The following is a 26705-nucleotide window of genomic DNA, read 5'->3' as shown; positions in this document are numbered from 1 at the left end:
GGGGGGGCCGGCGGGGCCCCCGCCGGCCCCCCCGCCCACCCCCCCCCCGCAACCCCGCCGGACCCCCCCGCGGGGCGGTTGCCGGACGTGCGCATGCGGGGAATGTTCGCGGGAGCAGTGCGCAACGGGCGCGGAATCCATGGCGATCCGGGGCGGTGGACCGGCCCGGAGAGGGTAGCCGAGCGCTGCCGCCGTCGGGTGCTCAACGCCGTGACGGACGACCCCGAACCCCTCGGTCACCGAATGGAGAGCTGTCCGCATGTCCGTCGCCACCTGCCGCCCCACCGCCGTCACCCTGCCCGAGGGCCCTTTTCCGCACGTCTCGTTGGAAGCACATCTCCGGTTCGACGCCTCGCTCCCGTACGCGATCTGCCTGGCCTTCCCGCCGGTCGACGACGGGGACGAGGAGGTCCGCTGGTTCTTCGCCCGGGAGCTGCTGCACGAGGGGCAGCACGCGCCGGCCGGGCACGGGGACGTGACCGTCGCCCCCGGGCCGCGGGGGCGGACCCTGGTGACGCTGCGCAGCCGTGAGGGCAGGGCCGTCATCAGCGTGCCCTCGGAGGCGGTGACCGCGTTCCTCCTCGACGCCTTCGCCCTGGTGCCGGCCGGCCGCGAGTCCGAGCACCTGGACGTCGACGCCGTCCTCGCGCGGCTGCTCCCCTGACCCCGAGCGGGCCGACCGTGCGGGGATGACCGTGCGGGGCCGACCGTGCCGGCACGACCGCGCATGGGCCGGGTCGGACGGGGTAGCCGGAAGGGCCGGGCACGACGGCAACCGGACGGAGCGGAGCACACACATGACCGCACCAGCGATCACGGCCGCAGCCGGCGTAGCCCCCTGGCCGGCCGTCCTGCTGCTGTCCCTGCTCGTCGCCGCGCTGCTCATCGGAGCCTTCGCCTGGTGCGGCCACCGTCTGGCCCGCCGTCGCCGGTTGCGGACGGAGCGGGGGGCCGCCCGCGCGGAGATCTGGCACACTCCCGACGGCACCGGCCCGCGCGGGCTCGGGCAGCGGCCCGACGAGCGCCCTCCGGGCCGGTGAGGGCGCCCGGCGACCGGAGGAGCGGCAGACGGGCCGGGCCGGTTCGTGGGCGGACGTCCTCCGGCGCACCTCGGCCGGGCCTCAGCGCCGGTGGCGGCCCCGGGGCCGGGCGGGCGCGGGGGAGGGCCGCGCCGGGAGGAAGAGGCGGGCCGCCTCCCGGCCCAGGTTGACGCCGATGGCGAGGGACAGCGCGGTGGCGGTGGCGTGCCCGAGGCCGCTGAGCCCGGCCTCCGGTTCGCCGCGGACGAAGGCGAGCAGCCCGAAGTACAGCAGCGAACCGGGCAGCAGCGACCCCAGGGCCGCCGTGACGTACGGCAGCACCGAGCTGCCCCGGTGGCGGGCCATCAGCTGGCCGGACAGGCCGACCAGGACGGCGGCCAGTCCGGTGGCCATGATCGGCTCCGCGCCCGCGTCGGCCAGCACGGAGTATGTGGTCCAGCCCGCGGCGCTGTTGACCAGGACGGCCGGCAGGGTGGCCGGCTCGGTGTTGAGCAGCACCGCGAAGGTCAGCGCGAGCAGGACGGCGGCCGCGAGTTGCAGCGGCGGGTTGGCGGGGGCGGCCGGGTCGCTCTGGGCGGCCAGGTCGGCGCCGTTGTTGACCCCGATGTACAGCACGGTCATCACCCCGACGACCACGCCCGCCAGGAGGTACAGCACCTCCAGCAGCCGGGCGGCGGCGGTGAGGTAGAAGCCCGCGAGGCCGTCCTGCACGGCCGCGACCATCGGCCAGCCGGGCAGCAGCGCGTACAGCCCGCCGGTGATCACCACCGAGCCGCGCAGCTGCAGGTGGTTGAAGGACATCAGGATGCCGACCACCGCGGCCGGGGTCGCGGCGGCCGCGATCCGGTAGAACTCCGGCAGGTCGTGCCGTTCGACCCGGGCGGCCAGCAGACCGCCCACCATGGTGGTGACCACGGCGCTCACGAACACCAGCCAGGCCCGGGCGTCGGCCCGGCCGCCGACCAGCAGGGTGGCGACGCCGGCCAGCAGTCCGGAGGAGAGCACCAGGACCCAGGCCGGGTAGTGGCGGCAGTGCCGGCGCACGGCGCGCAGTCGTCGGTGGGCGTCGTCCACGGCGAGCCCGCCCGCGGTGATCTCGGTGACCAGCCGGAACAGCGCGGCCAGCCCGGCGTAGTCCCCGGTGGGGCGGCGGACGAAGCGCTCGGCCGTCACCGGCGGGTCGCCCTGCCCCGGTAGGTAGGAGATCGCGACCCGGGTGAAGGCGACCTGGGGGTCGCAGGGACGGACCCGGTACGTTCGCGCCACGGCGAGCATGGCCGCTTCGACGTCCTCGGCGCCCTCACCGCAGGTCAGCATCAACTCGCCGACCAGCAGGGTCAGTCCGAGCACGGCGGCGACCACGGCGGGCCCCGGATCGGCCGCACCCTCGTCCTCCTCCTCGCCGTGCCCGGCCGCCGGGTGGGCGGAGTTCGGCGAACGCAGCAGCGGCAGCATCTGCTCCGGCCAGCGGACCGCGCCGCCCGCGGGCCGGGGCGGTCTTCCGGAGAGGGGATCGCCCTCCTCCGTTGCGCCCGGTCCGCCCTGCGGCGGCACCCGCGGCCCGTCCGGCGCGCTCGGCCCGCCCGTGTCGGCCCGCGCACCGCTCTCCTCGTGTTCCGGCATCGTCGCTCCCTGACCACCCCCCAGATTCGGCTACTTTCGGCTTCCATTCGACTACCCAAGGCCATCACTTCGTGAACGTCACACCCGGAGTGCGGAAAGATCCGCGCGCCCTGACGGAGTCGGCTGTCGGGTGGGTGCCCGGGCATGTCGCGAACCGGGGCATTCTTTCGCGATCCGGGGGCAGAAGGCCGGGCACACAACCCCGACCGAGGAGGCCGGACATGCTCCCGCTGCTGTTGGTGCTTCTGCTCGCACTGATCCTGTTCGGTGCCGGCTTCGCTCTCAAGGTGCTCTGGTGGGCAGCCGTCATCGTGCTGGTCGTCTGGTTGCTCGGCTTCGTCGCCCGAGGGACCTCGTCGACCGGCGCGCGGGGCCGTTGGTACCGCTGGTAGCCGCTCACGGAGCGGCCGGCGGCGGTCGGCCGCTCCGCGCCGAGGGGCCGTCCGGTCGGGCGGCCCCGTTGTCCTTGCGCCCAGGCGGGCGGGCCCGCAGCGGCTCCCGTGCGACGGTATGACGGGACCTCCGGTACCCCCGCCCGACGGGGTGGTGCGCCCCGGTCGCGTGGAGGTCCGGTGGAGGGCCGGGCCGGCGTCTCCGGCGGCTTCTCCCGGCCTGGTGGCGGGGGGGGCCGGGGCGCCCGCCGCGGGGGGGGGCGCCCGCGGGGGGGGGGGGGGTGTCCGGGGGTAGCGGGCGGTGGGTTTCAGAGCCTGGGGGCACCCTCCGACTCGGGGGGCGCGTCCGGGCAAGGGCGGGTCCGCCCGGCGGTGTTCACGACCGGATGCCGGGCCGAGGCCCCGCGTTCTACGGAGGCGACGTTCGATGGCTGTCCCGACCACGACCGACGGCCCACGGCAGCGCCCAGCGGGCGAGCCGGAGACGGCATTGGTGAACGAGCCCGAACTGCGCCAGCTGCTCGCCGGGTTGACGGCCGTCCGGGACGGTGACTTCAGCACGAAGCTGCCCGACGACGAGCACGGGTTGCTGGGCGAGATCGCCTCGGTGTTCAACGGGATGGTCGACCAGCTGTCGCACTTCACCTCGGAGGTGACCCGGGTCGCCCGGGAGGTCGGCACCGAGGGCCGGCTCGGCGGGCAGGCCAAGGTGCCGGGCGTGTCGGGCACCTGGGCGGACCTCACCGACTCGGTCAACGCGATGGCCGGCAATCTCACCTTCCAGGTGCGCGGGATCGCCCAGGTGACCACGGCGGTGGCCCGCGGCGACCTCACGCAGAAGATCGAGGTCGACGCCCGGGGCGAGATCCTGGAGTTGAAGAACACCGTCAACACGATGGTCGACCAGCTCTCCTCCTTCGCCGGGGAGGTGACCCGGGTGGCCCGGGAGGTCGGCACCGAGGGCCGGCTCGGCGGGCAGGCCAAGGTCGAGGGCGTCTCGGGGACGTGGCGGGACCTCACCGACTCGGTGAACTCCATGGCGGGCAACCTCACCGGCCAGGTCCGTGCGATCGCCCAGGTGGCCACCGCGGTGGCCGAGGGCGACCTCTCGCAGAAGATCACCGTCACCGCGCGCGGGGAGATCCTGGAGTTGAAGGAGACCATCAACACGATGGTCGACCAGCTCTCCTCCTTCGCCGACGAGGTGACCCGGGTGGCCCGGGAGGTCGGCACCGAGGGCCGGCTCGGCGGGCAGGCCAAGGTCGGGGGCGTCTCCGGCACCTGGAAGCGGCTCACCGAGAACGTCAACGAGCTGGCGGGCAACCTGACCCGGCAGGTCCGGGCGATCGCCGAGGTCACCAGCGCCGTCGCGGCCGGCGACCTGACCCGCTCGATCACCGTGGATGCCTCCGGCGAGGTCGCCGACCTCAAGGACAACGTCAACTTCATGGTCGAGTCGCTGCGCGAGACGACCCGCGCCAACGAGGAACAGGACTGGTTGAAGACCAACCTGGCCCGGTTCTCCGCGCTGATGCAGGGCCGACGCGACCTGGGCGTCGTCGCCGAGTCCGTGATGGACGAACTCGCCCCGCTGGTCGGCGCCCAGTGCGGCGCGTTCTACCTCGCCGAGGACGGCGGCGGGGGGACGGTGCTCCAACTGGTCGGCTCCTACGCGTTCCCCGACGGCGAGCGGCCCACCCGCTTCCGGCTGGGCGAGTCCTTCGTCGGCCAGGCGGCGCGCAGCCGGCGGACCATCGCGGTGGGCGCCCTGCCGCCCGGCTACCTGGCCGCCTCCTCCGGCCTCGGCCGCACCGAGTCGCTGTCGCTCATCGTGCTGCCGATCGTGGTCGAGGGGCAGGTCCTCGGCGTCATCGAGCTGGCCTCCGTACTGCCGTTCACCCAGGTCCACCGGGACTTCCTGGACCAGCTGATGGAGACCATCGGCGTCAACGTGAACACCATCATCGCCAACGCCCGGACGGACGAGCTGCTCGGCGAGTCCCAGCGGCTCACCGCCGAACTCCAGGCCCGGTCGGCCGAGTTGCAGGCCCGGCAGGAGGAGCTCCAGTTCTCCAACGCCGAACTGGAGGACAAGGCGGAGCTGCTGGCCGCCCAGAACCGGGACATCGAGACCAAGAACCTGGAGATCGAGCAGGCCCGCCAGGAGCTGGAGGAGCGTGCCCACCAGCTGACCCTCGCCTCGAAGTACAAGTCCGAGTTCCTCGCCAACATGAGCCACGAACTGCGGACCCCGCTCAACAGCCTGCTGATCCTCGCCCAGTTGCTGGCGCAGAACCCCACCCGCAACCTGAGCGCCAAGCAGGTCGAGTACGCCGGCATCATCCACTCGGCCGGCTCCGACCTGCTCCAGCTGATCAACGACATCCTCGACCTGTCCAAGGTCGAGGCCGGGAAGATGGACCTCAGCGTCGACGCGGTACCGCTGCAGACCCTGTTGGACTACGTCGAGGCCACCTTCCGCCCGATGACCGGGCAGAAGAACCTCGCCTTCGCGGTCCGCACCGCCAACGGGGTCCCCGGCGAACTGCGCACCGACGACTACCGCTTGCGGCAGGTGCTGCGCAACCTGCTGTCCAACGCCGTCAAGTTCACCGAGCACGGCCGGGTCGAGCTGCGGATCGAGCCCGCCACCGCGGCCGAACTCCCCGACGGCGTACGGCGCGGCGTGCCGGTGCTCGCCTTCCGGGTCACCGACTCGGGGATCGGCATCGCGCCCCAGCACCTGGAGACCGTGTTCGGGGCCTTCCAGCAGGCCGACGGCACCACCAGCCGCAAGTACGGCGGAACCGGCCTCGGACTGTCCATCAGCCGGGAGATCGCCTACCTGCTCGGCGGCGCGATCACCGTCGAGAGCAGCCTGGGCCGGGGCAGCGTCTTCACCCTCTACCTGCCCGTGGTCCACGCGGAGGTCGCCGTCCCCGAGGCCCCGACGGCGGCCGTGGAGCCGAACGACGGCGTCTGCGCACGGCCCGCCGCGGACCAGGCCCACGAACCGGCCGACCGCTCGTCCGCGGGCCGGCCGCGTCGGCTCCTGGTGGTCGAGGGGCGGCCCAGCGGGCTGCTGACCCTGGTGGCGGAGAACGCCGTCGCCGACCTCGCCCGCTACTCCGCCGGGCACCGGGAGGTCGAGATCATCACCGCCGTCGGTGCCCAGGAAGCCGCCACCGCGCTGGCCACCGCCCCCTGCCACTGCGTCGTCCTGGAACTGGACCTACCGGACGGCACGGCAGCGACCCTGCTGTCCGAGATGGAGGGCGACCCGGCGCTGCACACCGTGCCGGTGCTGGCGCACAACAACCGGAGCGTCGCCGTCCAGCACCCGGACGCGGTCACCCGCCCAGGCGGGCGACCGCTGGAACTGCTCGCCAGCCTCGACGAACTGCGCGAGCGGATCGCCCTCCACATGAGCGCCGACCACCCCGGCGGCGCGCTCCCGTCGGTCCGCGACGGGGACCGGGTCCAGGCCTGGAGCCCCGCCACCGGGCCGGCCCTCGCCGGGCGTACGGCGCTGGTGGTCGACGACGACGACCGCAACCTGTACGCGATCACCAGCATCCTGGAACTGCACGGGATGCGGGTCCTCCAGGCCGAGAACGGGCGCGCCGCCCTGGAGTCGCTGACCGCCCACCCCGGCATCGACGTCATCCTGATGGACGTGATGATGCCCGAGATGGACGGGTACACGGCCACCGCGGCGATCCGCGCGATGCCCGAGCACGAGGGGCTGCCGATCATCGCCGTGACCGCCAAGGCGATGCTCGGCGACCGGGAGAAGAGCCTGGCCGCAGGGGCGAGCGACTACATCACCAAGCCGGTGGACGCGGACGAGGTGATCAACCGGATCACCCACCACCTCACCCGGTAGCCGCCGTCCGGAGTCGCCGTCCGGAGCCGCCGTCCACGACCCAGGAGCCCACCACCGTGCAGCACCCACCGGAGCAGCCCGCAGCCGATCGCGCTCGGGCGGCGGACCCGGCCACCGTCCTGCCCAGGGTCGGCGCCCAGCGCACCCCGGCCGGTCCGCAGCCGGTCGGCGACGCAGCCCCGCCCGGCGAGGCGTCCCCGTCGTACGGTCCGGAACCGACGGCCCGCCCGGCAGCCCCGGGCGGCCCGGACCCGGACCCGGACCCGGACCCGGACCCGACGGCGACCGCCATGGGCCGGCTCGCCAGCACGGTGGAGTGGCTGCGCCGGGAACTCGACCAGGCCCAGGCCGACTCGGCGGGCCGCGCCGTGGTCGAGCTGGCCGTCGGCGTCCTGGTGGAACGGCTGCGCTGCGGCCCCACCGAGGCCGCCCGCCAGCTGGAGGGCCTCGCCGAGCAGGCCGGGGTGACCACCCTGGCGCTGGCCGCCGACCTGGTCAACCCGGGGGCGGGCGACCGGATCTCCGCACTCGCCCGCGACTTCGTCGCCGGTACGGCCGTCCGTACCACGGACCCGGTCGCCCGCCGGCTGCGCAGCATCGAGGCCGACACTGTCGCGGGCGGCGACGCCGAGAGCGCGGCCCGCTCCATGCTGGAGCACGCCCTGCGGCCGCTCGGCGTGGCCGCGGTGGCCGTCTGGGCCGCCCATCCCGACCTCTCGCTCTCCCTCGCGGGCAGCGCCGGGTTCCAGCCGGAGGAGGCCCGCCGCTGGCGCCACGTACCCCCGGGCGTGCCCACGCCGGCCCGCCGGGCGCTGGACGAACGAGGCACCGTCGCCTACCCCGTGCTCGCCGACGCCTCGCTGCCCTCGATCGGCCAGCACGACGTCCGCGGCGGTCGGCTGGCCGTGCCGGCCGGGGTCGGCGGCCGGCTGATCGGCGTGCTGGAGCTCTGCTGGAACGAGGAACTCCCCGAGCGCTCCCAGCCCCTGCAACGGCAGTTCGAGGCGCTCGCCGAGGTGGCCGCCGCCACCCTGGAGTCCTGGGACGGACGGGAGTTCTCCGCCACCGATCCCGCGGACGCCCAGTTCGACGAACTGCGGCAGCTGGCCGACGGACTGTTCGACCCCTGCCTGGTCCTGCGGCTCGCCCCGGACCACGACGGACTCCCGCCCCGGTTCGTGATCCGGCACGTCAACCCGTCCTTCGCGGACTTCGCCGGCCGGCCGACGGTGGCCATCGTGGGTCGCCGACTGCTGGAGGCCTACCCGCTGGCGGCCGCACCGGGCGGTCTGGCCGAGATGGTCGAGCACGTCTTCGCCACCGGCGAGCCCTTCCGTACCCAGGACATGCGGCTGGCCGCCCTGGTCGACGGGGTGCCGCTGACCGCCCGGGCCCAGGTGGGCATCAGCCGGCACGGCACCCACCTGGTGGTCGTCTGGCGGCTCGACGACGGTACCCCGCGGGTCGCCCGACTGCTCCAGCACGCCCAACGCCTCGGCCGCATCGGCGGCTTCGAGGAGAACCTGGCGACCCGTCGGATCGACTGGAACGAAACCCTGTTCGAGCTGCACGGGCTCGCGCCGACCGACCGGCCGATCGCCCTCGACCAGCTCGCCGAGCACGCCCACCCGGACGACCGGCAGACCATCGGCCGCTTCCTGCGGACGCTGCTGCACCACCGGCGGCCCGCCTCCACCGCCTTCCGCCTCCAGCGCGCCGACGGGGTCACCCGGCACATCCGGGTGGTGGCGGAACCGGTGCACGACCCGGACAGCGGACTGCGTGTGGTCCGCGGCGCCTACCAGGACATCTCCGCCCAGCACTGGACCGAGGTCGCCCTGGCCGCCACCCGCGACCAGCTCGCCCAGAGCGAGCAGCAGGCCGCCGAGCGCAGCCGCCTCGCCCTCCAGCTCCAGCACGCCATCATGCCGCCCGCCCGGGGGCCGCTGGACCTTCACGACCTGCACGTGGCGGTGCGCTACCGCCCCGCCGAGAAGGACCACCTGGTCGGCGGCGACTGGTACGACGCCCTCGTGCTGCCCACCGGCGACGTCCTGATCTGCGTCGGCGACGTCGCCGGGCACGGCATCGAGGCAGCCACCGGCATGGTCGCGTTGCGCAACGCCCTGCGCGGCCTGGCCGCCACCGGTGCCGGACCGGGCCAACTGCTCAACTGGCTGAACAGCGTGACCCACCACCTCACGGACAACGTGACCGCCACCGCCGTCTGCGGGCTCTACGAACCCGCCACCCGGCGGCTGCGCTGGGCCCGCGCTGGCCACCCGCCACCGGTCCTGCTGCGCGAGGGCCGGGCGCGGACCCTCCCGCAGCTCGGCGGGATCCTGCTCGGCGCCGTCGACCAGGCGGACTACCAGGAGGAGGAGATCGTGCTCCGGCCCGGGGACACCCTGGTGATGTACACCGACGGGCTGATCGAGCGCCGCGACGAGTCCCTCCAGGCGTCGCTGAGCAACCTGACGACCCTCGCCGAGCGGGCGCACCGGCTGGCCGCCGAGGGTGGGGACGGCCTCGAGGGGCACCTGGACCACCTGTTGCAGTACAGCGGTGCCGACACCGACGACGACACCTGCCTGGTCGGGGTGGCGGTCGGCTGACCCGGGCCGTCGCAGCGGCCGGAGGCTGACCCCGGTCGCAGGCCGAGGTCGTCGGAGGCTGACGCCGTCTCATCATGTGGACGGTTGTGCGGTTCTCCGGCCGGAAAGCGGCGGGCTGCCCGTAGGGTGGCGGGTGCAGCTGGTTCGCCCCGTCCGCCAGGCGGGGTGTCGTAAGAGGGAACCCGGTGACGCCTTTCAACTGGCCAGTCCGGGACTGCCCCGCAGCGGTGAGTGGGAACGACCGCCGTCATACGCACTGGGCCCGGTTCGGGTCTGGGAAGCGACGGCCAGTAGGTGCCGGTCCTTGAGGAGGACGGGCGGGCCCGCGAGTCCGAAGACCTGCCACTGCCCGGGTGCGACCGTTCGCGCCCGGCCATCCGGTGACCTCGAGGGCGGGTCGGCGACCACACCTGGCGGAGCCGTACCCGTGTGCGGGGGCCCGTCCGGTCCGTCGTCCCTTCGCGTCCTCGTCCCCGTCGCCGGGCACTTGAGGAACCAGACTCGCGAAGGAGAGTCCCTTGACCACGAAGTCCGCAGCCGCGGCGACCCTCGCCACCGCCCACGGCTACCCCCGCCAGGGGCGGGGCCGGGAGTTGAAGAAGGCGATCGAGGGGTACTGGAAGGGCGCCGTCACCGCCGAGGTGCTGCTGGCCACCGCCGCCGACCTGCGCCGGGGGAACTGGCAGCAGCTCGCCGACTCCGGTATCGAGGAGGTCCCGACCGGCGACTTCTCGCTCTACGACCACGTCCTGGACACCACCGTGGCGGTCGGCGCGATCCCGCCGCGGCACCGGGCGGCGGTCGACGCCGACCCGCTGGACGGCTACTTCGCCATGGCGCGCGGCAACCAGGACGTCGCTCCGCTGGAGATGACCAAGTGGTTCGACACCAACTACCACTACCTCGTCCCGGAGTTGGGGCCGGACACCGCCTTCGCCGCGAACCCGGCCAAGGCCGTCGCCGAGCTCAGGGAGGCCCTCGCGCTCGGCCACGGCGCCCGTCCGGTGCTGGTCGGGCCGGTCAGCTACCTGCTGCTCGCCAAGCCGGCGCCGGGGGTGGCCCCCGACTTCCAGCCGATCACCCTGCTGGACCGGCTGCTGCCCGTCTACGCGGAACTGCTCGCGGCGCTCCGGGCCGCCGGTGCGGAGTGGGTGCAGCTGGACGAGCCCGCGCTGGTCCAGGACCGGACCCCGGCCGAGCTGAACTCCGCCGCCCGGGCCTACCGCGAGCTGGGCGCGCCGACCGAGCGCCCCAAGCTGCTGGTGGCGAGCTACTTCGACCGCCTCGGCGACGCCCTGGCGGTGCTGGCCAAGGCCCCGGTGGAGGGCCTGGCGCTGGACTTCACCGGACCGGCCGCCGCCAACCTGGCGGACCTCGCCGCCGTCGGCGGGCTGCCCGGCAAGCGCCTGGTCGCCGGGGTGATCGACGGCCGCAACATCTGGATCAACGACCTGGGCGCCTCGCTGGCCACCCTGGCCACCCTGCTCGGGCTCGCCGACCGGGTCGACGTCGCGCCCTCCTGCTCGCTGCTGCACGTGCCGATCGACGCCACCCTCGAACGCGACATCGACCCGCAGATCGCCCGCTGGCTCGCCTTCGCCAAGCAGAAGGCCACCGAGACCGCGCTGCTGGCCCGCGCCCTGCGCGAGGGCACCGGCGCGATCACCGCCGAACTCGCCGCCAACCGCGCCGACCTGGCCTCCCGCGCCAGCTCGCCGATCACCCGCGACCCGGCCGTGCGCGCCCGCACCGCGGCCGTCACCCCGGGCGACGCCCGGCGCGCCCAGCCCTACCCCGTACGGGCCGCGGCCCAGCGGGCCCGGCTCGCACTGCCGCTGCTGCCGACCACCACCATCGGCTCCTTCCCGCAGACCACCGAACTGCGCGTCGCCCGGGCCGACCTGACCGCCGGGCGGATCGACGCCGCCGCGTACCGGGAGCGGATGGAGGCGGAGGTCCGCGAGGTGGTCGCCTACCAGGAGAAGGCCGGCCTGGACGTCCTGGTGCACGGCGAGCCCGAGCGCAACGACATGGTCCAGTACTTCGCCGAGCAGCTCACCGGCTACCTGGCCACCCGGCACGGCTGGGTGCAGTCCTACGGCACCCGCTACGTCCGGCCGCCGGTCCTGGCCGGGGACATCTCCCGCCCGCAGCCGATGACCGTCGACTGGTTCCGCTACGCCCAGGACCTGACCGACCGCCCGGTCAAGGGCATGCTGACCGGCCCGGTCACCATGCTCGCCTGGTCCTTCGTCCGCGACGACCAGCCGCTCGCCGAGACCGCCCGGCAGGTGGCCCTCGCCCTGCGCGACGAGGTCGCCGACCTGGAGGCCGCGGGCGCCGCCGTCGTCCAGGTCGACGAACCGGCCCTGCGCGAGACCCTGCCGCTGCGCGCCGCCGGCCGCCCGGCCTACCTGGACTGGGCCACCGAGGCCTTCCGGCTGGCCACCTCGGGCGTGCGCGCCGACACCCAGGTGCACACCCACATGTGCTACGCCGAGTTCGGCGCGATCATGACCGCGATCGACGAACTCGACGCCGACGTGATCTCCCTGGAGGCGACCCGTTCGCACATGGAGGTCGCCGGGGAACTGGCCTCCGCCGGGTACCCGCGCGAGGTCGGCCCGGGTGTCTGGGACATCCACTCCCCGCGGGTGCCGAGCACCGAGGAGGCCGTCGAGCTGCTGCGGGCCGGACTGGCGGCGATCCCCGCCGAGCGGCTCTGGGTCAACCCCGACTGCGGCCTCAAGACCCGCGGCTGGCCCGAGACCCGCGCCTCGCTGGAAAGCCTGGTCGCCGCCGCCCGCCGCCTGCGGGCCGAACTCGCGGGCTGATCGGGCGGGTTGATCAGATGGGCTGATCAGGCGGGCCGATCGGACGGGTTCGGGGGCGGGCGCGGCACGGCTGCCGGGCCCGCCCCCGTGGGGTGGTCAGCCCGCGCGCTGGGTGCGGGCCAAGGTGCTCGCCTCGGTGCGGCGGTCCGGGGAGGCCACGTCCACCGGGGTGCCGGCGCCCGAGCCGGGGCGTTCGGCCCAGCCGCGCAGGCGGTCGGCGAGCCGGTTCACCCGGCGGTCCTGCGGGCCGAGGGCGAGGTAGAACAGCGACTCGTCCACCTCGTCGTCGTCCCCGCCCCAGCGCACCACGCCCTGGCAGTCGGCGAGGATGTCGCGCAGCACCAGTTCCTGGTGGGCGAAGAGGCCGCCCTTGGCCGAGGCGCCGGGGCGGATGCGGACGGCGGTGCCGGAGGCGAGGTTCGACTCCGGCAGTGCCGTCCGCAGCCCGCCGATCTCCTGCCAGCCGAGCAGGTCGCCGTCGGGGAGTTCCTCCACCTCGTAGTGGAAGCGCCGGATCAGGTGGACGAGGATCTCCTCGACGTCGCCGATCCGGAGGTCGACCGAGAGCCCGGTGCCGGCGACCTGGCGGGTCCAGACGGTGGAGACGTGGTTGGCCTCCTTCTCGATCGTCCAGCCGTTGGCGCTGGTGGGGAGCTTCCGTTCGGGGAGCCCGGGAGCCTGCGGCGGGGTGGTGCCCGGGGCGGCCGAGGCCGTGCCCGGGAGCAGGGCGGCCGTGGCCGCGGCCGCGCCGAGGACGGCGGCGCCCCGGACGGCGGTCCGTCGGGTGACGGTGCGCCGGGTGACGGTGGTCTGCACGTTTTCCAACTCTCTTTCTCCTACAGGACGACGATGAGCACGAAGGTGGGCACCAGGGTCAGCAGGACGCTGGTCGGCCAGTACACCGCGCGGCGGCCGTGCGGGGCGGTGCGGCGCCGCAGGGCGCGGTTGGCGAACCACCACAGGACGGCGGAGCCGAGCACCAGGGGGCCGGGCAGCAGCAGCCACGGCAGGACACCGTCGTTCTCCGTCGGCTCACGGCTGGTCCAACCGAGCGCGGCGAGCGGCCAGTTGGCGGCGAAGTAGTAGAGCAGCCAGACCGGGACGATGCCGGGCACCCCCAGCAGGAGGTTCACGACGGCGGCGGTGGGGGAGTAGTCCCGGGGCCGTTCGGCGTCCGCCGGGGCAGCGGAGCTCACTTGGTGCGGGAGAGCAGGTTGTAGCCCTCCAGGACGTTGTACAGGCCGATCAGCTCGCGGCCGTACTGCTGGGCGTCCTCGCCGAGGCCGTTGTACCGGGCGAGCAGGGCCTGGGTGTCGGCCGGGCCGGTGGTCAGGTCGGGGCGGGCGATCTTGAGCTGGTGGGCGTTGTAGACCGTCAGGTAGGCGACCGAGCGGATGTTGTAGGCCGGGTCCTGGAGCTTGTCCCAGACCTCCCGCAGGTTGGGCTCGGCCAGCGGGGAGCCGTTGATCAGGCCTTCCTTGAGGCAGTAGTTGCGGGCGGCGATGGCGACCCGGGCGAAGATCTGGCCCCAGCCCGTGCTGCAGTCCTCCAGGATCCCGTTGCGGACGCCGGCGTCGGAGACCGCGTCGAGCGGGTTCAGCTTGCGCAGCTCCCACAGGACGGGGGCCTGGATCAGGGCCTTGCGCAGCTTCAACTCGCGGGCCAGCGCGGTGAACAGCCAGTCCGCGCTGAGCACCAGGTCGTACGCCTTGGTGGTGGAGACCCCGCCGAGGGTGACCCAGTCGGAGTCCGTCCAGCCGGAGCCGCCGGTCTCCGGGACGCCGATCGAGGTGAGGTACTTCTGCACGTCGCGCAGCATCGGGTCGCGGTAGGCGGTCTTGTCCAGGTCCACGTCGAGCCCGGCGACGCTGGGCAGGCCCGGGTCGAAGTCGCCCTGGCCGGTGTCCCGGCCGGAGGCGATGTTGTTGTCGATCTCGATGGCGCCCGCGCCCGAGCCGACGGTGATGGTGGCGATCTGGTCGAAGGCCCAGTTGGTCGGCATCGGGTAGCCGAGGTTGCCGGAGAAGCCGCTGGACATGTCGGAGACGAAGCTGGTCTCCGCGTAGCCCGCGTCGGCGACCCGCTGGCAGACGTTGCGCGGGCCGTAGATCCCCACCCGGTACGGGGAGTTCTCGCTGATGGTGTGGTGGACGCCCCGGAAGTGCGGGACGATCTTGGCGGTGACCTCGCCGTCCATCGCGTCGTAGTCGACGGCGAAGTAGATGGTGGTGCCGGGCTTGAAGCCGTGGAAGCGCGCCCACTCGACCGCGCGGAAGGCGTCGTTGTTGCCCTGCTCGTAGCCGAAGTAGTCCGCCGACCGGCTCCAGGTCTGGTAGATCGGGAAGCAGCGCAGGCCGTACTGCTTGATGGTGGCCAGCTCGCCCGGCTGGATCTGCTTCTCCGGCAGGCTGGTGGTCGAGGCGTTGGAGAGGTACCGGCCGATGTACTGGTAGCCGGCGTCCTTGAGCGCCTGGGCGCGGGCCGGGGTGATCTTGGTGACGCCGTCGCAGGCCGTGCCCCGGCGGCTCTGGTCGCCGTAGGAGACCAGCAGCGAGGCCCAGGTCTGGAAGTCGCCCGCGCCGGTGACCGGCAGCTTCACGAAGGACTGGAAGGCCTCCACGCCGCTCTTCACGGTGGCGGTGAAGTCGCCGAGCGGGACGTCCCGCTTGTTGAGGATCATCGCCGCGGTGAACAGCGTCGGCCAGGTGCCGGTGGCGCCGACCGTGAGGGTGCGGCCCTTCAACCCCGCCTGGGTGCCGGGGCCGAAGGCGCCGTTCGCGGTGCCGTCGGCCATGCCCAGCTCGTACTGGATCGCCAGCAGCATGGACTTGGCGACGTCCCGGGAGTGGTGCCCGTCGCAGGGGATGACGAAGAAGTCCTTGCGGTTGACGTAGCGGCCGTTCAGCCACCGCTGGATGGCCCGGACGCCGTCCGTGCCGCCGTTGACGGTGACGTAGGCGTCCATGGTGAGCAGGCCCTTGACCACCTTGGGTTCGAGGGCGCTGCCCGGGAACACCGACTCCAGGCCCATGTGGGTCTTGAGCCTGCCGACCGCGGCCTTCACCCGGTCGTTGTACTTCCCGTCGATCTCGCCGCCGTCGTAGCCCTTGCAGTACAGGGCGGCCTGGAGGATACGGCAGAAGTTCGCGGACGGGACGGTCGACTCGTCGAGCCTCGGGTACTTGGCCTGGAGGGTCGAGAGGGTGGTCGGGCCGAAGGAGTTCGACAGCGCGGTGATGCCCATCTCGTACTGGAGCGCGCGGGTCAGCGCGTACATGGTCGGCCAGCCGGTGCGGCCGTCCTCCTCCAGCTTCGAGATGCCGAGCATGGCACCGCTGTTGTAGGTCGTGTTGATGAACTTCTGAGCCAGACGAACCATCTCGTCAGCCATGAGCTGTCTCCCGTGTTCCGGTGGAGCGCCGCCACCCCTCTCCGGGGCACGGGGGAGACCGCGGGGCGGCCGGGCGCGAGCAGGGCGGCACCTCCGCCACCGTGGCGGTCCGGTGGAACGAGGCCGGCGGTGATGCCCCCCCTGGAAACGGCCGCGGTCCCCCCGTTGCGGCACGAGGAGGAACTTTACCAGGGCTTTGGGGAGAATTGACCTGCTGTTTGGTTCTGCTCGGCTCGGCCTGGTTCGGCCCGGCGCGGCCCGGTGCTCTTCTCGGGCCCGGTGATCCGGGGTCAGGACGTCCGGTGGGGGTGGAAGCCGTGGCCGCTCTTGCGACCGAGGAGGCCGGCCTCGACCATCCGGGAGAGCAGTGGCGGCGGGGCGTAGAGGGGCTCCTTGTACTCGTCGTACAGGGAGCGGGCGATGGCCTCGACGGTGTCCAGGCCGATCAGGTCGGCGAGGGCGAGCGGGCCCATCGGGTGGGCGCAGCCGTGGACCATGCCGGCGTCGATGTCCTCCGGGGTGGCGTGGCCGGCCTCGGCCATCCGGATCGCGGACAGCAGGTAGGGCACCAGCAGGGCGTTGACGACGAAGCCGGCCCGGTCGCGCGAGTGGATGACGTGCTTGCCGAGGGCGTCCCGGGCGAAGGCCTCGACCCGGCGCAGGGCGGTGCGGTCGGTGTGCAGCGAGGAGACGAGTTCGACCAGCGGCATCACCGGCGCCGGGTTGAAGAAGTGCAGGCCGAGGACGTGCGAGGCGCGGCCGGTGGCGATGCCGAGGCGGGTGACCGGGATGGACGAGGTGTTGGTGGCGAGGATCGCCCCGTCGTCGACGAGGACCTTGTCGAGGGTGGTGAGCACCTCGGTCTTGGCGTGCTCGTCCTCGACGACGGCCTCGACGACGAGCTGGCGGTCCGCCAGCGCCGCCGGGTCGTCGGCGAACAGCAGGTGCGCCCAGGAGGACTCGCGCTCGGCCGGGTCGATCCGGCCGCGGTCGACGGCGCGGTGCAGGGAGCGGTCGATGCGGCCGCGGGCGGCCCGGAGCGCGGCCCGGTCCTTCTCGCAGACGACGGTGTCCAGGCCGGCGCGGGCGAAGACCTCGGCGATGCCCGCGCCCATCTTTCCGGCGCCGACGACGGCGACGCGGCGGATCTCGTTCGTTCGGGTCTCGTCCGTCGGGAGCTCGGTCGTTCGGATGTCGTTCATGGTGCGGTGCCTCCGTGGTGGTGTGGCTCAGGCCGTGGCGCGCACGCGGACCAGGTGGCGGGCGTAGGCCTCGGTGGTGAGGAAGGCGGGCAGTTCGTCGCCGAGGGAGGTCTCGGTGAGGACCCGTACGGCGGCGTCGAGGAGCTCGGGGTCGACGCCCTCGGCGAGGAGGGCGGCGCGCTCGCGGTCGATCAGCCGGCGCACCAGGTCCGGGGTGGCGAGCGAGCCGCCGGTGAGCCGGGTGCAGTGGTGCTGCCACTGCCAGATCTGGCAGCGGGCGATCTCGGCGGTGGCGACGTCCTCCATCAGGCCGAACACGGCGACGGCGCCGGCGCCGCCGAGCCAGGCGGTGAGGTAGCGCAGGGCGACGGCGACGTTGGCGCGCAGCCCCTGGTCGGTGGGCAGGCCGGCGGACAGCCGGTGCACGCCCAGCAGGTCGTCGGCGGTGACCTCGACGTCCGCGCGGGTGCGGTCGAGCTGGTGCGGGAACGCGCCGAGGACGGCGTCGAAGGCGGTGCGGCAGGTGTCCACCAGGCCGGGGTGGGCGACCCAGGAGCCGTCGAAGCCGTCCCCGGCCTCCCGCTCCTTGTCGGCCCGCACCTTGGTCAGGGCGACGGCGTTGGCGGCCGGGTCGCGCTGGGGGATCGCGGCGGCCATCCCGCCGATGGCGTGGGCGCCGCGCCGGTGGCAGGTGCGCACGAGGAGGTCGGTGTAGGCGCGCAGGAAGGGCTGGGTCATGGTGAGGGTGGCGCGGTCCGGCAGGACGTAACGCGGGCCGTGCTGGGCGAAGTTCTTGATCAGGCTGAACAGGTAGTCCCAGCGGCCCGCGTTCAACCCGGCGGCGTGGTCGCGCAGTTCGTAGAGGATCTCGTCCATCTCGAAGGCGGCGGTGATGGTCTCGATCAGCACGGTGGCGCGGACCGTCCCGTACGGGATGCCCAACTCGGCCTGGGCGGCGGTGAAGACGTCGTTCCACAGCCGGGCTTCGAGGTGGTTCTCCAGCTTGGGCAGGTAGAAGTACGGGCCGCTGCCGCGTTCGATCTGGCGCCGGCCGCAGTGGAAGAGGTAGAGGCCGAAGTCGACCAGGGCGCCGACGGCCGGGCGGCCGTCGATCAGCAAGTGGGCCTCGTCCAGGTGCCAGCCGCGCGGGCGGACCACGATGGTGGCCGGGTCGGTCCCGACGGAGTAGTGCTTGCCGTCCGGGGTGGTCTCCTCGATCCGGCGCTCGATCGCGTCGGCCAGGTTCAGCTGGCCGGTCACCAGGTTGTGCCAGGTGGGGGAGGTGGCGTCCTCGAAGTCCGCGAGCCACACCTTCGCGCCGGAGTTGAGGGCGTTGACGGCCATCCGGCGCTCGGGCGGGCCGGTGATCTCCACCCGGCGGTCGGTGAGGCCGGGGCCGGCGCCGGCCACCCGCCAGCTGGCGTCCGCGCGGACGGCGGCGGTCTCGGGGCGGAAGTCCAGGGTGTCGCCGGACGCCAACTCGGCGGCGCGGCGCGCGCGTTCGGCGAGCAGCTCGGTGCGGCGGGCGGCGAACCCGTCGTGCAGCCGGGCGAGGAAGGCGAGGGCCTCGGGGGTGAGGACCTCCTCGAAGCGGTCCTCGGGCTCTCCGAGGACCTCGACGCGACGGGACTGGCTCATCCGGTTCTCCAGGGAAGCAGGCGGGGGCGGGTCGGGCGGGTCGGGCGGGTGGGCGGCACGGAGCTCCCTCGCTCCGCCGTACGGGCCGCCGGGGTGGCACGCTCCGGTGGGTGGACGACCGAACCCACCGGGCGGGCGGGGACCGGAGGATCAGTGGAACTGCTCGGCCTCGGTGGAGCCGCTCAGCGCCAGGGTCTCGGCGTCGGGGTTGAGCGCGGTGGAGACCTGGTCGAAGTAGCCGGTGCCGACCTCGCGCTGGTGCTTCACGGCCGTGTAGCCGTCCGGCACTGCCGCGAACTCGGCCTCCTGGAGGTCGACGTAGGCCGTCATGCCGTGCTCGGCGTAGCCGCGGGCCAGCTGGAACATCGAGTGGTTGAGGGCGTGGAAGCCGGCCAGCGTGATGAACTGGAAGCGGTAGCCCATCGCGCCCAACTCCCGCTGGAACTTGGCGATCCGGTCGTCGTCCAGGGCGGCCTTCCAGTTGAAGGAGGGCGAGCAGTTGTAGGCCAGCATCTTGTCCGGGTACTCGGCCTTGAGCGCCTCGGCGAACTCCCGGGCCTGGGCGAGGTCCGGGGTGCCGGTCTCCACCCAGATGAGGTCCGCGTACGGGGCGAAGGCCAGGCCGCGGGAGATCACCGGCGCCATGCCGGGCTCGACCCGGTAGAAGCCCTCGGCGGTGCGCTCGCCGGTGCAGAAGCGGGCGTCGCGCTCGTCCACGTCGGTGGTGAGCAGGTTGGCGGCCAGCGCGTCGGTGCGGGCGACGACCAGGGTCGGCACGTCGGCGATGTCGGCGGCCAAGCGGGCCGCGTTGAGGGTGCGGACGTGCTGGGCGGTGGGGACGAGCACCTTGCCGCCGAGGTGGCCGCACTTCTTCTCGGAGGCCAGCTGGTCCTCGTAGTGGATGCCCGCGGCGCCGGCCGCGATCATGGCCTTGGTGAGCTCGAAGGCGTTCAGCGGGCCGCCGAAGCCCGCCTCGGCGTCGGCGACGATCGGCACCAGCCAGTCCGGGCCGCCGTCGGTGCCCTCGGCGGCGTCGATCCCGTCGGCGCGCAGCAGCGCGTTGTTGATCCGACGCACCACCTGGGGGACGGAGTTGGCGGGGTAGAGGCTCTGGTCGGGGTAGGTCTGGCCGGCCTGGTTGGCGTCGGCCGCGACCTGCCAGCCGGACAGGTAGATCGCCTGGAGCCCGGCCTTGACCATCTGGACGGCCTGACCACCGGTCAGCGCGCCCAGGGCGTGCACGTAGTCCTGCTCGTGGAGCTGCTTCCACAGGCGCTCGGCGCCGCGCCGGGCCAGGGTGTGCTCCTCGCGCACCGTACCGGACAGCCGGACGACGTCCGCCGCGCCGTACGTGCGCTCGATGCCGGCCCAGCGGGGGTCGGACGCCCACCGGGCGGCCAGCTCCGCCGCCTGCTGCTCCTGCTGCTGCCGAACCGACTGGGTCATGGTGATCGACTCCCGGGGATGCTCTGCGAAGGACGTTGCGAAGGATGTGAGCGACCTCTCACGACGTGGCGAGAGGGCGGCCGGGTGGCGCCGGGCAGCGGTGGAACACCGCGGGACGTGGTCACCCGGACGACAGGTCAGGGCAGTTGACCTGCCCGTTCGCCACCGTTCTGGGCGCCTCCCGGCCGCAGCACCGACTCTGGCAGCCGACGCGGCCGCCGTCACCGGTGGAGCCGTGCCAAGTTCCGCGAAGCCCGCCCGGCGAATCCGCGAAGCTTGCGAAGGCTTGCCCGGAGGCGTTGCGGCTAGGCTGCGCCGCACCGGCCCGACCCGACGGCCGGACACGGAGGTGCGGGGCGATGGGGAAGGCCTTCGCCGGGGCCAGGCTGCGCCGGCTCCGGGAGGAACGCGGACTGAGCCAGGCCGCCACGGCGCGGATGATCGACCTCTCGCCCAGCTACCTCAACCAGCTGGAGCACGACGCCCGCCCGCTGACCGTCCCCGTCCTGCTGCGGCTCACCGAGGCGTTCGGCGTGGAGGCCGGGTACTTCGCCCCGCCGGACAGCGCCCGGCTCGCCGCCGAACTGCGCGACGGCCTCGGCGAGGAGCTCGCGGCCGGCCGGATCACCCCCGGTGACCTCGACGAGGTCGCCACCCGACTGCCCGCCGTGGCACGGCTGTTGACCGACCTCGGGCGCGGCCGTCGCACCCTGGCCGAGCAGCTCGCCGTCCTCGCGGGGGACCGGGGCCCGGCCGCCGACACCCGGACCCCGCACGAGGAGGTCCGCGAGTTCTTCTACCGCCGGCAGAACTACGTCCATGAACTCGACACCGCCGCCGAGGAGTTGGCGGGCGAGATCCGGCTGCGGCGCGGCGGGGTGCGGGCGGTGCTGGCCGAACGGCTGGCCGACGTACACGGCGTACGGCTCGCCTCCGGCGGGGAGCAGCTGCACCGGTACGAGCCGCGGACCCGGACCCTGCGGCTGTCGGACCGGCTGCGCCCCGGCCAGCAGGCCTTCCGGCTGGCCACCCAGCTCGGCTACCTGGAACACGACGCGCTGCTCTCCGAACTCGCCGCCCAGGACAGCCCCGAAGGCTCGGCCGCGCACTCGCTCACCCGGATCGGCCTGGCCAACTACTTCGCCGCTGCCCTCGTCCTGCCCTACGCCGCCTTCCACGCCGAGGCCGAGTCCGCCCGCTACGACATCGAGCACCTCGCCGACCACTTCGGCGTCGGCTACGAGACGGTCTGCCACCGCCTCAGCACCCTCCAGCGCCCCGGCCTGCGCGGGGTGCCGTTCTCCTTCGTCCGGGTCGACCGGGCCGGGAACGTCTCCAAGCGGCAGTCCGCCACGCCCTTCCACTTCTCCCGCACCGGTGGCACCTGCCCGCTGTGGAACGTCTACGACGCCTTCGCCGCCCCGGGCCGGGTCCACGTCCAGGTCGCCGCCATGCCGGACGGGCGCCGCTACCTGTGGACGGCCCGCGCCGTCACCCGCTCGCCCGGCGGCTGGGGCCGACCCGGCAAGACCTTCGCCATCGGCCTCGGCTGCGAACTCCGCCACGCGTCCCGCCTCGTCTACTCCGCAGGCCTCCACCTGACCGACGAGGCCGCCGCCACCCCGATCGGCCTGGGCTGCAAGGTCTGCGAACGCCCGGCCTGCGCCCAGCGCTCGGCCCCGGCGATCGGCCGCCCGCTGGCCGTCGACGAGCACACCAGCACCTTCGTCCCGTACCCGGCGTCCTCCTGAGCGGTGCCGCACGGGGCGAGGCAGCCCCCGGAGGGCCGTCGGACGAGTACAACCACCCTTCCTGCCATCGGGTTTGGTGACATTGGGCGGCGGGCATCGCCAGCCCGGAAGCCCCGTGCACCACGGGCGGAAGTGAGGTGGGACGGATGGCCGGCGACGAGACGCCACAGCCCTTCGCGACGTTCTGCGGCAACTGCAACTGCGGTTGCCCCCAGGTGTTCCTGGACCGGGAGGCCCCGGTGGACCGGCGGGTGAGGATCACCGACGACTTCGGTCAGCAGATCCGGATGAGCGAGGACCAGTTCCGCGACCTGGTGCGCCAGGCCAAGGAGGGACTGCTGGACCTCTCCGCGGCTTCGGCCGGCTGAACGCGATCGAACGGCGCCCGGGGGCGGCGGTCCGATGACCCGCCGCCGGTCCGGCGAAGGGCCGTGGTCGCGGCCCGGGACTCGCCGATCGGTGTCGGGGACACGGACACCTCGCTCTACAGGAACGCGTGGTCGACCTCGCGCTCTGGCTCGACCGCCACCGGCCCGTCCTGGCCCTGTGACCCGTCGTGCCCCTGTGACCGCTCGGGCCCGCGCCGCGCGGCGGTGGGTCTGGACTTGCTAGGACGTCCAACTATATGGTCGACGGCAGGTCCGCGGTGTCAGGGAAGCCGGTGTGAGTCCGGCACGGTCCCGCCACTGTGACCGGGGAGTTCGTCCTCGCAGATGACGGCCACTGGCAGCCAGCCGGGAAGGCCAGGGGGCGGGCGTGGATCCGGGAGTCAGGATACCGGCCGCGGATGATCCGTGTTTTCCACGAGGATGGAGACGACACGCATGACTCCGGGCCGCTGTTCCCGCTCCGCTGCCGTGCTGCCGACCGTCGGGGCCCATCGCTCCTGACGGTTCGTCACTTTACGCCTGCCGCGACGGCGTACGACCGTACGTCCGATGCCGCGGCGTGCTCTCTCCATTCCTCCTCTCCCCACCCGTGACGAGAGAAGGAACCGATGGTCCGCGAACTGACCCACTTCATCGGCGGCAAGCGCGTCGCCGGGACGTCCGGCCGCTACGGCGACGTCTTCGACCCCAACACCGGCCGGGTGCAGGCCCGGGTGCCGCTGGCCGACCGGGCCGAGGTCGAGGCGGTGATCGCCGACGCCGCCCAGGCCCAGCCCGGGTGGGCGGCCTGGAACCCGCAGCGGCGGGCGCGGGTGCTGCTGCGCTTCCTGCAACTGGTCGAGCAGGAGAAGGAGGAGCTGGCCCGGCTGCTCTCCGCCGAGCACGGCAAGACCGTGGCCGACGCCCACGGCGACCTCCAACGCGGCCTGGAGGTGGTGGAGTTCGCCGCCGGGATCCCGCACCTGTTGAAGGGCGAGTTCACCGACAACGCCGGCACCGGCATCGACGTCTACTCGATGCGCCAGCCGCTCGGCGTGGTCGCCGGCATCACGCCGTTCAACTTCCCGGCGATGATCCCGCTGTGGAAGGCCGCACCCGCGCTGGCCTGCGGCAACTCCTTCGTTCTCAAGCCCTCCGAGCGGGACCCGTCGGTGCCGCTTCGGCTCGCCGAGCTGTTCCTGGAGGCCGGGCTGCCGCCGGGCGTGCTCAACGTGGTCAACGGCGGCAAGGAGGCGGTGGACACCCTGCTGGAGGACGAGCGGGTGCAGGCCGTCGGCTTCGTCGGCTCCACCCCGATCGCCCAGTACGTCTACGCGACGGCCGCCGCCCACGGGAAGCGGGCGCAGTGCTTCGGCGGCGCGAAGAACCACATGATCGTGATGCCGGACGCCGACCTCGACCAGGCCGCCGACGCGCTGATCGGCGCCGGCTACGGCTCGGCGGGGGAGCGCTGCATGGCGATCTCGGTGGCCGTCCCGGTGGGGGAGGAGACCGCGGACGCGCTGGTGGCCAAGCTGGTCGAGCGGATCGCCGCGCTCAAGGTCGGCCGCTCGGACGACCCGGCTGCCGACTTCGGCCCGCTGGTCGGCGCCGACGCGCTGGAGCGGGTCCGCGGGTACCTCGACCTCGGGGCCCGGGAGGGCGCCGAACTCGTCGTCGACGGGCGGGACTTCCGCCTTGAGGGCCACGAGGGCGGCTACTTCCTCGGCGCCTCGCTGTTCGACCGGGTGACCCCGGACATGCGGATCCACCGCGAGGAGATCTTCGGCCCGGTGCTCACCGTGGTCCGCGCCGCCGACTACGAGGAGGCGCTGCGGCTGCCCAGCGAGCACGAGTTCGGCAACGGCGTGGCCATCTACACCCGGGACGGCGACACCGCCCGGGACTTCGCCCGCCGGGTGGACACCGGCATGGTCGGCGTCAACGTGCCGATCCCGGTGCCGATCGCCTACCACACCTTCGGCGGCTGGAAGCGCTCCGCCTTCGGCGACCTCAACCAGCACGGTCCGGACTCGATCCGCTTCTACACCCGCACCCGCACCGTCACCTCGCGCTGGCCCTCCGGGGTCAAGGAGGGCGCGAGCTTCACCATGCCGACGATGGGGTGAACGCCGTGCACACCAGTGAACTGACGGAGGACCAGGCCGCGATCGCCGAGGCCGTCGGAGCCTTCGCCGCCGAGTACCTGGCCCCGCACGCGGTCGAGTGGGACCAGGCCAAGCACTTCCCGGTGGACGTGCTGCGCAAGGCCGCCGACCTCGGCCTCGCCGGGGTCTACGTCCGGGAGGACGTCGGCGGCTCCCAACTCTCCCGGCTGGATGGCGTGGTGGTCTTCGAAGCACTGGCGGGCGGCTGCCCGTCCGTCGCCGCCTACCTGTCCATCCACAACATGGTCGGCTGGATGGTCGACCGCTACGGCAGCGAGGACCAGCGCCACCGCTGGCTGCCCGCACTCTGCACCGCCGAGGACCTGGGCAGCTACTGCCTCACCGAACCCGGCGCCGGCTCCGACGCCGCCGCGCTCGCCACCCGGGCGGTGCGCGACGGCGACCACTGGGTGCTGGACGGCGTCAAGCAGTTCATCTCCGGCGCGGGCGCGGCCCGGGTGTACGTGGTGATGGCGCGCACCGGCGGCCCGGGCGCCTCCGGGGTGTCCGCCTTCGTGGTGGAGCGGGACGACCCGGGGCTCTCCTTCGGCCCCGACGAGCGGAAGATGGGCTGGAACGCCCAGCCCACCCGCCAGGTCGTCCTGGACGGCGTCCGGCTGCCCGCCGACCGCCTGCTCGGCGGCGAGGGCGAGGGCTTCCGGATCGCCATGGCCGGCCTGAACGGCGGCCGGCTCGGCATCGCCGCCTGCTCGCTCGGCGGCGCCCAGAGCGCCCTGGAGCGCACCACCGCCCACCTCGCCGACCGGGAGGCCTTCGGCGCCCGGCTGCTGCACGCCCAGGCGCTGCAGTTCCGGCTCGCCGACATGGCCACCGAGCTGGAGGCCGCCCGGGCGCTGCTCTGGCGGGCCGCCGCGGCCCTGGACCGGGGCGACCGGCGGGCACCGCAGCTGTGCGCGATGGCCAAGCGGCACGCCACCGACACCGGCTTCGAGGTGGCCAACCAGGCGCTCCAACTCCACGGCGGCTACGGCTACCTGGCCGAGTACGGCATCGAGAAGATCGTCCGCGACCTGCGGGTGCACCAGATCCTGGAAGGGACCAACGAGATCATGCGCGTCATCGTCGCCCGCGGCCTGATCGGAGCCGCCTGATGAGTGCCGAGGAGGTCCTGGTCCACCGCGAGGGCCGCGCCGGGCTGATCGTCCTCAACCGCCCCAAGGCGCTCAACGCCCTCACCCACGGCATGGTCCGGCGCATCGCGCGCGCCCTGGACGACTGGGAGCACGACCCGGCCGTGGCCACCGTGGTGATCACCGGCGCCGGGGAGCGCGGGCTCTGCGCGGGCGGCGACATCGTGGCCATCCACCGTGCCGCCACCGGCGGGGACCCGGGCGCCGCCGAGGAGTTCTGGCGCGACGAGTACCACCTCAACGTCCGGATCGCCCGCTACCCCAAGCCCTACGTGGCCGTGATGGACGGCATCGTGATGGGCGGCGGAGTCGGCGTCTCCGCCCACGGCAGCGTCCGGATCGTCACCGAACGCACCCGGATCGCCCTGCCGGAGACCGGGATCGGCTTCGTCCCCGACGTCGGCGGCACCTACCTGCTCGCCCTCGCCCCCGGCGAACTCGGCACCCACCTGGCCCTGACGGCCGGCTCCGTCGGCGCCGCGGACGCCCTGCTCTGCGGGCTCGCCGACCACCACGTGCCCGCCGAACGCCTCCCGGCGCTGCTGGACGACCTGGCCGAACGGCCCGTGCACGACGCCCTGGAACGGCACGTCGCCGCCGCGCCGCCCGGTCCGCTGGCCGGGCAGCGCGGTTGGATCGACCGCTGCTACGCGGCCGGTTCCGTCGAGGAGATCCTCGACCGGCTCGGCGACAGCGGCGAACCGGAGGCGAAGGCGGCCGCCGACCGGATCGCGGCCAACTCCCCGAGCGCCGTGAAGGCGACGCTCGCCGCCCTGCGCCGGGCCCGGGCGCTCGGCCCGCTGGAGGCGGTGCTCGACCAGGAGTACCGGATCTCCTGCGCGGCGCTGGCCACCCCGGACCTCGCGGAGGGCATCCGGGCCCAGGTGATCGACAAGGACCGCTCGCCGCGCTGGCACCCGGCCACCCTGGCCGAGGTCGAGGACGCCGTCGTGGCCCGCTACTTCGCCCCGCTCGGCGAGCGTGAACTCGGCCTCGCCGCCACCACACCCCTGGAGCGCTGGTGACCCTCGCGATCGGATTCGTCGGACTCGGCAACATGGGCGGCCCGATGGCCGCCAACCTGGTCAAGGCCGGTCACCGGGTGACCGGTTACGACCTCTCGGGGGGGGGGCGGGGGCGGGGGGGGGGGCCGCCCGCGGGGGGCGGGGGGGGGGGGGGGCGGGGGCGGGCGCGCGCACC

General features: G+C 73.7%; 18 protein-coding genes, 1 pseudogene and 2 riboswitches. Of the genes and pseudogenes, 12 read left to right on the top strand and 7 right to left on the bottom strand.

Annotated elements, in window-relative coordinates:
- Positions 1 to 259: 259 nt before the first annotated feature.
- Positions 260 to 664 (top strand): SsgA family sporulation/cell division regulator, encoded by a 405-nt coding sequence (locus tag ACFWXO_RS37475; protein WP_380529835.1) that lies wholly within the window; start codon positions 260 to 262, stop codon positions 662 to 664.
- A gap of 133 nt (positions 665 to 797) precedes the next feature.
- Complete coding sequence (locus ACFWXO_RS37470; RefSeq protein WP_380529833.1) at positions 798 to 1040, top strand: hypothetical protein; 243 nt, start codon at positions 798 to 800, stop codon at positions 1038 to 1040.
- Positions 1041 to 1121: 81 nt separating this feature from the next.
- Here the strand turns inward: ACFWXO_RS37470 and ACFWXO_RS37465 are convergent, their stop codons facing one another.
- On the bottom strand, positions 1122 to 2663 hold the full coding sequence (locus ACFWXO_RS37465; RefSeq protein WP_380529831.1) for a threonine/serine exporter family protein: 1542 nt from the start codon (positions 2661 to 2663) through the stop codon (positions 1122 to 1124).
- 221 nt (positions 2664 to 2884) lie between these two features.
- On the opposite strand from ACFWXO_RS37465, the gene ACFWXO_RS37460 reads away from it, so the two are divergent.
- The 4 genes from ACFWXO_RS37460 to metE all read left to right on the top strand — a co-directional run bounded on the left by ACFWXO_RS37460 (position 2885) and on the right by metE (position 12390).
- Entirely contained in the window at positions 2885 to 3055 is a 171-nt protein-coding gene (locus ACFWXO_RS37460; protein ID WP_380529829.1) for a hydrophobic protein, read from the top strand.
- 493 nt (positions 3056 to 3548) lie between these two features.
- Positions 3549 to 6941, top strand: coding sequence for a HAMP domain-containing protein (locus ACFWXO_RS37455; protein ID WP_380529828.1), 3393 nt, complete (start codon positions 3549 to 3551; stop codon positions 6939 to 6941).
- Positions 6942 to 6997: 56 nt separating this feature from the next.
- Positions 6998 to 9556 (top strand): SpoIIE family protein phosphatase, encoded by a 2559-nt coding sequence (locus tag ACFWXO_RS37450; RefSeq protein WP_380529826.1) that lies wholly within the window; start codon positions 6998 to 7000, stop codon positions 9554 to 9556.
- Between the two features lie 171 nt (positions 9557 to 9727).
- A riboswitch (cobalamin riboswitch) is annotated at positions 9728 to 9897 on the top strand.
- Between the two features lie 177 nt (positions 9898 to 10074).
- On the top strand, positions 10075 to 12390 hold the full coding sequence (gene metE, locus ACFWXO_RS37445; RefSeq protein ID WP_380529824.1) for a 5-methyltetrahydropteroyltriglutamate--homocysteine S-methyltransferase: 2316 nt from the start codon (positions 10075 to 10077) through the stop codon (positions 12388 to 12390).
- A gap of 96 nt (positions 12391 to 12486) precedes the next feature.
- Here metE and ACFWXO_RS37440 read toward each other — a convergent pair whose 3' ends face one another.
- The 6 genes from ACFWXO_RS37440 to aceA form a co-directional block, all read right to left on the bottom strand.
- On the bottom strand, positions 12487 to 13215 hold the full coding sequence (locus tag ACFWXO_RS37440; RefSeq protein WP_380529822.1) for a hypothetical protein: 729 nt from the start codon (positions 13213 to 13215) through the stop codon (positions 12487 to 12489).
- 11 nt (positions 13216 to 13226) lie between these two features.
- A complete protein-coding gene (locus ACFWXO_RS37435) occupies positions 13227 to 13586 on the bottom strand; it encodes a hypothetical protein (protein ID WP_380529820.1) in 360 nt (119 codons plus the stop codon).
- Positions 13583 to 15781: a glycoside hydrolase domain-containing protein gene (locus tag ACFWXO_RS37430; RefSeq protein ID WP_380529818.1), complete on the bottom strand. Its 2199-nt coding sequence runs from the start codon at positions 15779 to 15781 to the stop codon at positions 13583 to 13585. Before ACFWXO_RS37430 ends, ACFWXO_RS37435 begins: the two co-directional genes overlap by 4 nt.
- A 290-nt stretch (positions 15782 to 16071) precedes the next feature.
- On the bottom strand, positions 16072 to 16983 hold the full coding sequence (locus ACFWXO_RS37425; RefSeq protein ID WP_380529816.1) for a 3-hydroxybutyryl-CoA dehydrogenase: 912 nt from the start codon (positions 16981 to 16983) through the stop codon (positions 16072 to 16074).
- 27 nt (positions 16984 to 17010) lie between these two features.
- Positions 17011 to 18621, bottom strand: coding sequence for a malate synthase A (gene aceB, locus ACFWXO_RS37420; protein WP_380529815.1), 1611 nt, complete (start codon positions 18619 to 18621; stop codon positions 17011 to 17013).
- Between the two features lie 150 nt (positions 18622 to 18771).
- Positions 18772 to 20067 (bottom strand): isocitrate lyase, encoded by a 1296-nt coding sequence (gene aceA / locus ACFWXO_RS37415; RefSeq protein ID WP_380529813.1) that lies wholly within the window; start codon positions 20065 to 20067, stop codon positions 18772 to 18774.
- Positions 20068 to 20426: 359 nt separating this feature from the next.
- Between aceA and ACFWXO_RS37410 the strand changes: the two genes are divergently transcribed.
- The 6 genes and pseudogenes from ACFWXO_RS37410 to ACFWXO_RS37385 all read left to right on the top strand — a co-directional run.
- Positions 20427 to 21818, top strand: a complete 1392-nt coding sequence (locus ACFWXO_RS37410) for a short-chain fatty acyl-CoA regulator family protein (protein WP_380529811.1) — start codon at positions 20427 to 20429, stop codon at positions 21816 to 21818.
- 146 nt (positions 21819 to 21964) lie between these two features.
- Positions 21965 to 22186 (top strand): hypothetical protein, encoded by a 222-nt coding sequence (locus ACFWXO_RS37405; RefSeq protein ID WP_380529809.1) that lies wholly within the window; start codon positions 21965 to 21967, stop codon positions 22184 to 22186.
- Between the two features lie 241 nt (positions 22187 to 22427).
- A riboswitch (cobalamin riboswitch) is annotated at positions 22428 to 22619 on the top strand.
- A 196-nt stretch (positions 22620 to 22815) separates the two neighbouring features.
- On the top strand, positions 22816 to 24315 hold the full coding sequence (locus tag ACFWXO_RS37400; RefSeq protein ID WP_380529807.1) for a CoA-acylating methylmalonate-semialdehyde dehydrogenase: 1500 nt from the start codon (positions 22816 to 22818) through the stop codon (positions 24313 to 24315).
- Positions 24316 to 24320: 5 nt separating this feature from the next.
- Positions 24321 to 25466 carry an acyl-CoA dehydrogenase family protein gene (locus ACFWXO_RS37395; protein WP_380529806.1) on the top strand — a complete coding sequence of 382 codons (1146 nt, stop codon included), beginning with the start codon at positions 24321 to 24323 and terminating at the stop codon, positions 25464 to 25466.
- Positions 25466 to 26530 (top strand): enoyl-CoA hydratase/isomerase family protein, encoded by a 1065-nt coding sequence (locus ACFWXO_RS37390; RefSeq protein ID WP_380529804.1) that lies wholly within the window; start codon positions 25466 to 25468, stop codon positions 26528 to 26530. The genes ACFWXO_RS37395 and ACFWXO_RS37390 overlap by 1 nt, the downstream gene beginning before the upstream one ends.
- Positions 26527 to 26625: pseudogene (locus tag ACFWXO_RS37385) on the top strand (NAD(P)-binding domain-containing protein); the annotation flags it as partial. The gene ACFWXO_RS37390 and the pseudogene ACFWXO_RS37385, both read left to right, overlap by 4 nt.
- Positions 26626 to 26705: the final 80 nt, after the last annotated feature.

Origin of the sequence: Kitasatospora sp. NPDC059088, assembly GCF_042738155.1 — a bacterium.
In the GTDB taxonomy this organism is placed as follows: domain Bacteria; phylum Actinomycetota; class Actinomycetes; order Streptomycetales; family Streptomycetaceae; genus Kitasatospora.
The sequence above is the reverse complement of the archived record's forward strand: the minus strand, read 5'-3'. Positions and strand labels throughout refer to the sequence as shown.

Coding starts and splice junctions, on each gene's coding strand:
- ACFWXO_RS37475 (WP_380529835.1), top strand. CDS start 260: ATGTCCGTCGCCACCTGCCGCCCCACCGCCGTCACCCTGCCCGAGGGC.
- ACFWXO_RS37470 (WP_380529833.1), top strand. CDS start 798: ATGACCGCACCAGCGATCACGGCCGCAGCCGGCGTAGCCCCCTGGCCG.
- ACFWXO_RS37465 (WP_380529831.1), bottom strand. CDS start 2,663: ATGCCGGAACACGAGGAGAGCGGTGCGCGGGCCGACACGGGCGGGCCG.
- ACFWXO_RS37460 (WP_380529829.1), top strand. CDS start 2,885: ATGCTCCCGCTGCTGTTGGTGCTTCTGCTCGCACTGATCCTGTTCGGT.
- ACFWXO_RS37430 (WP_380529818.1), bottom strand. CDS start 15,781: ATGGCTGACGAGATGGTTCGTCTGGCTCAGAAGTTCATCAACACGACC.
- ACFWXO_RS37425 (WP_380529816.1), bottom strand. CDS start 16,983: ATGAACGACATCCGAACGACCGAGCTCCCGACGGACGAGACCCGAACG.
- aceB (WP_380529815.1), bottom strand. CDS start 18,621: ATGAGCCAGTCCCGTCGCGTCGAGGTCCTCGGAGAGCCCGAGGACCGC.
- aceA (WP_380529813.1), bottom strand. CDS start 20,067: ATGACCCAGTCGGTTCGGCAGCAGCAGGAGCAGCAGGCGGCGGAGCTG.
- ACFWXO_RS37410 (WP_380529811.1), top strand. CDS start 20,427: ATGGGGAAGGCCTTCGCCGGGGCCAGGCTGCGCCGGCTCCGGGAGGAA.
- ACFWXO_RS37405 (WP_380529809.1), top strand. CDS start 21,965: ATGGCCGGCGACGAGACGCCACAGCCCTTCGCGACGTTCTGCGGCAAC.
- ACFWXO_RS37400 (WP_380529807.1), top strand. CDS start 22,816: ATGGTCCGCGAACTGACCCACTTCATCGGCGGCAAGCGCGTCGCCGGG.
- ACFWXO_RS37390 (WP_380529804.1), top strand. CDS start 25,466: ATGAGTGCCGAGGAGGTCCTGGTCCACCGCGAGGGCCGCGCCGGGCTG.